4 protein-coding genes and 1 pseudogene are annotated in these 3,034 nt (G+C 68.2%); all 5 read right to left on the reverse strand.

Going from position 1 to position 3,034, the window contains the following annotated elements; genetic code table 11:
- Positions 1–253 (reverse strand): annotated as a pseudogene (rph, locus tag A9X01_RS14875) (ribonuclease PH); the annotation flags it as partial.
- A gap of 158 nt (positions 254–411) precedes the next feature.
- Positions 412–1,236: a cyclic nucleotide-degrading phosphodiesterase gene (locus A9X01_RS14880; RefSeq protein ID WP_081282393.1), complete on the reverse strand. Its 825-nt coding sequence runs from the start codon at positions 1,234–1,236 to the stop codon at positions 412–414.
- Between the two features lie 22 nt (positions 1,237–1,258).
- Positions 1,259–2,074 (reverse strand): glutamate racemase, encoded by an 816-nt coding sequence (murI, locus tag A9X01_RS14885; protein WP_065121507.1) that lies wholly within the window; start codon positions 2,072–2,074, stop codon positions 1,259–1,261.
- Positions 2,071–2,733, reverse strand: coding sequence for a rhomboid family intramembrane serine protease (locus A9X01_RS14890; protein WP_065121508.1), 663 nt, complete (start codon positions 2,731–2,733; stop codon positions 2,071–2,073). The genes murI and A9X01_RS14890 overlap by 4 nt, the downstream gene beginning before the upstream one ends.
- 48 nt (positions 2,734–2,781) lie before the next feature.
- Positions 2,782–3,034 (reverse strand): P1 family peptidase (locus A9X01_RS14895; RefSeq protein WP_172832522.1); only part of this gene is annotated, 253 nt, incomplete at its 5' end.

The following is a 3,034-nucleotide window of genomic DNA, read 5'->3' on the forward strand; positions in this document are numbered from 1 at the left end:
GCCGGCCCTTCACCGATTCGCGGTCGGAACGAGTGTGGGTCGCAGACGGCAGCATCGCGTATTCCGCGGTCAGCCAGCCCAGACCCGAACCCTTCCGCCAGCGCGGCACGCCCTCGGTGACGCTCGCGGTGCACAACACCTTGGTGCGACCGAATTCGATCAGCACTGAACCCGCTGGATTTTCGGTGAACCCTCGGGTGATGACCACCTGGCGAAGCTCGTCGTCGCGGCGGCCGTCTTCTCGTTTCGACACGCCGACAACCCTAGCTCGCCGACGATGCGGGCCGATCCGGCCCGCTGAGGCGGCGAGCAATCAAACCCAAGCTCGCCGACGATGCGGGCCGATCCGGCCTGCTGAGGAGGCGAGCAATCAAACCCAAGCTTGCGGCCGAAGCCGCCGGATCTACACCGCTAACCGGCGCGGCGGACTTCGAACGTCTCGTCGGGCACTACCGCATGCACCGGGCCGTCGAACTCGGCCTTGGCCTCGCTGATCACATCCTCGCGCGACGTCCAGGGCGGAATGTGGGTGAGCAGCAACTCGCGGACACCGGCCCGCGCCGCAGCCCGGCCGGCCTCGGTACCGGACAGGTGCAGGGCGGGCGGATGCTTCGGTGAGTGCGGCCAGGACGCCTCGCACAGGAAGACGTCGGCGCCGCGAGCAAGTTCGATGAGCTGATCGCACTCGCCGGTGTCGCCGCTGTAGACCAGCGTCGCTCCGGTGGAATCGGTGAACCGCATGCCGAACGACTCGGTCGGGTGCGCGACCACCCGCGGGAGCACCGTGATCTCGCCGAACGTCACCGGCTCACCGTCCACCCAGTGCCGCACGTCGAAGATGTCCGAGCAATCGTCGATCTCGCCGCCATACGGTGACGACGCCGCACCCAACCGCGACCAGGTGTCGCTCGGGCCGTACAGCAGCGCCTTGCCCGTCGGTCGCGCGGTCGGGTGGTATCGGCGCCAGACGAACAACCCCGGAACATCCAGGCAGTGATCGGCGTGCAGATGCGACAACAACACGTTGACCGAACCCGGATCGGCGTGCCGCTGCAACGCCCCCAGTACACCCCCGCCGAAATCGATCACGAGGGGCGGCGTGCCCGGAGCCCGAAGCAGATATCCCGACGCGGGCGAATCCGGACCCACGACGCTCCCGGAGCATCCGAGCACGGTTATGCGCACGGAGACCACTGTGCCATGCCAAATACCGCGATGGGGAAAACATCGCCGCATTCCGTCATAAACATGGGCATATCTAATGAACGTGCGAGGCGCCGGCGGGTTCAACGCCGATCACGGCGGGCCCGAGGAATCGGGTCGCGAGTTTGGTGAACGCCTCGGGGTCTCCGGTGGCTTCGAACACGCGGGCCGCCGGGGGTCCGCCGTGCGGGCGCAGCAGATCCAACTCGGTGAGCACCCGGAGCACTTGTTTGGCGGTTTCCTCGGCGCTGGAAACGAGCGTGACGTCCTCCCCCATCACCAGCTGGATGAGGCCGGACAACAACGGGTAGTGCGTGCAGCCCAGCACCAGGGTGTCGACCTCGGCGCGCTGCAAGGGCTCCAAGTAGCCCTCGGCCAGGCCAAGCACCTGCCGACCGCTGGTGACGCCGCGTTCGACGAAGTCGACGAACCGCGGGCAGGCCACCGCGGTGATTTCCGTGTCGCGGGCGGCGGCGAAGGCGTCCTGGTAGGCGTGCGAGGTGATGGTGGCGCGGGTGCCGATCACTCCGATGCGGCCGTTGCGGGTGGCTGCCACCGCGCGGCGCACCGCGGGCAGGATCACTTCGACGACGGGCACGTCGTAGCGTTCCCGTGCGTCTCGCAGGCAGGCGGCCGACGCCGAGTTGCAGGCGATGACCAGCGCCTTGACGCCCCTGTCGACCAGATCGTCACCGATGGCCAGCGCGTGGGCGCGGATCTCCGGGATGGGCAATGGACCGTAGGGGCCGTTGCCGGTGTCGCCGACGTAGATGATGTCCTCGTCGGGCAGCTGGTCGATGATGGCCCGCGCGACGGTCAACCCGCCAACGCCGGAGTCGAAGATCCCGACGGGCGAAAGCGGCGAACTCATAGTCTGCGCGGCAACGGCTTGCCCGCCCTCTTCAGCTCGCGCGCCTTGCGCTCGGGGGCGGACAGCAGATAGGCGGCCACCACGCCGGCCAGCGCACCACACAGGTGGCCCTGCCAGGACACGCCGCCGCACATACCCAGCCGCGGCAGGGCGCCCAGTAGTACGCCCCCGTAGACGAACAGCACCGCCAACCCGATGATGATGTCCCACACGCGGCGCACGAAAATCCCGAACACCAGCAGGAACGACAGCCACCCGAAGATCAGTCCGGACGCCCCGATGTGGTCGGTCGGGCCGCAACTACTACCGACGTTGCCGATAAGCCAGGTGCCGAAGCCGCCCAAGATCCAGACGATGGCCGTCGCCCAGACGAACCGGGACAGACCGGCCAGCGTCATCAGAAAACCGAGCACCAGCATGGGGATGGTGTTGGCTATCAGGTGCTGCCAGTTCGCGTGCAACAGCGGGGCAAACACGATTCCCCACAGGCCGTCGGTGGTCAGCGGTCGGATGCCGTTGCGGTCGAGCCGGTCACCGCTGAGCTGATCGATCAGTTCGACGACATAGAGCAGCGCGACGAAGGTGATGATGGTGGTCGCCCCCACCGCCCAGCGCGGCTTCTTCGTCTCCGCCACCGGGGTGCGATCTTTCCTGCCCATGGCTGCCCTTCCAGAGCGTTTTCGGCATTATCCAGGCTACCGGCCTGGTTAACGATCACCCGTATTGGCGAACGCGCCGGGCAGCACTTCCCGATAGGCCGGCACCCCGGCCACCGACTCCGCGGCTACCACCCCGCCGAGCACGGCGCGGGCCAGGCAGTCGGCCGCGGCCGCACCCACCGCGGTGAGCAGTCCGGTCTCCGGCGACATCGCCGCGGGTGTGTCCGCCGCCGGCGGCACTTCGACCGCCCCGGTGGCCAGCGCGAACACGGTGTCGCCGTCCAGCGGCGTGTGCGCCGGG

This window comes from Mycobacterium asiaticum, from assembly GCF_001668675.1.
Classification (GTDB): Bacteria; Actinomycetota; Actinomycetes; order Mycobacteriales; family Mycobacteriaceae; genus Mycobacterium; species Mycobacterium asiaticum_D.

Bases quoted from the DNA above. Each gene is read 5' to 3' on its own strand.
- A9X01_RS14880 (WP_081282393.1), bottom strand. From the start codon at position 1,236: ATGCGGCGATGTTTTCCCCATCGCGGTATTTGGCATGGCACAGTGGTC.
- murI (WP_065121507.1), bottom strand. From the start codon at position 2,074: ATGAGTTCGCCGCTTTCGCCCGTCGGGATCTTCGACTCCGGCGTTGGC.
- A9X01_RS14890 (WP_065121508.1), bottom strand. From the start codon at position 2,733: ATGGGCAGGAAAGATCGCACCCCGGTGGCGGAGACGAAGAAGCCGCGC.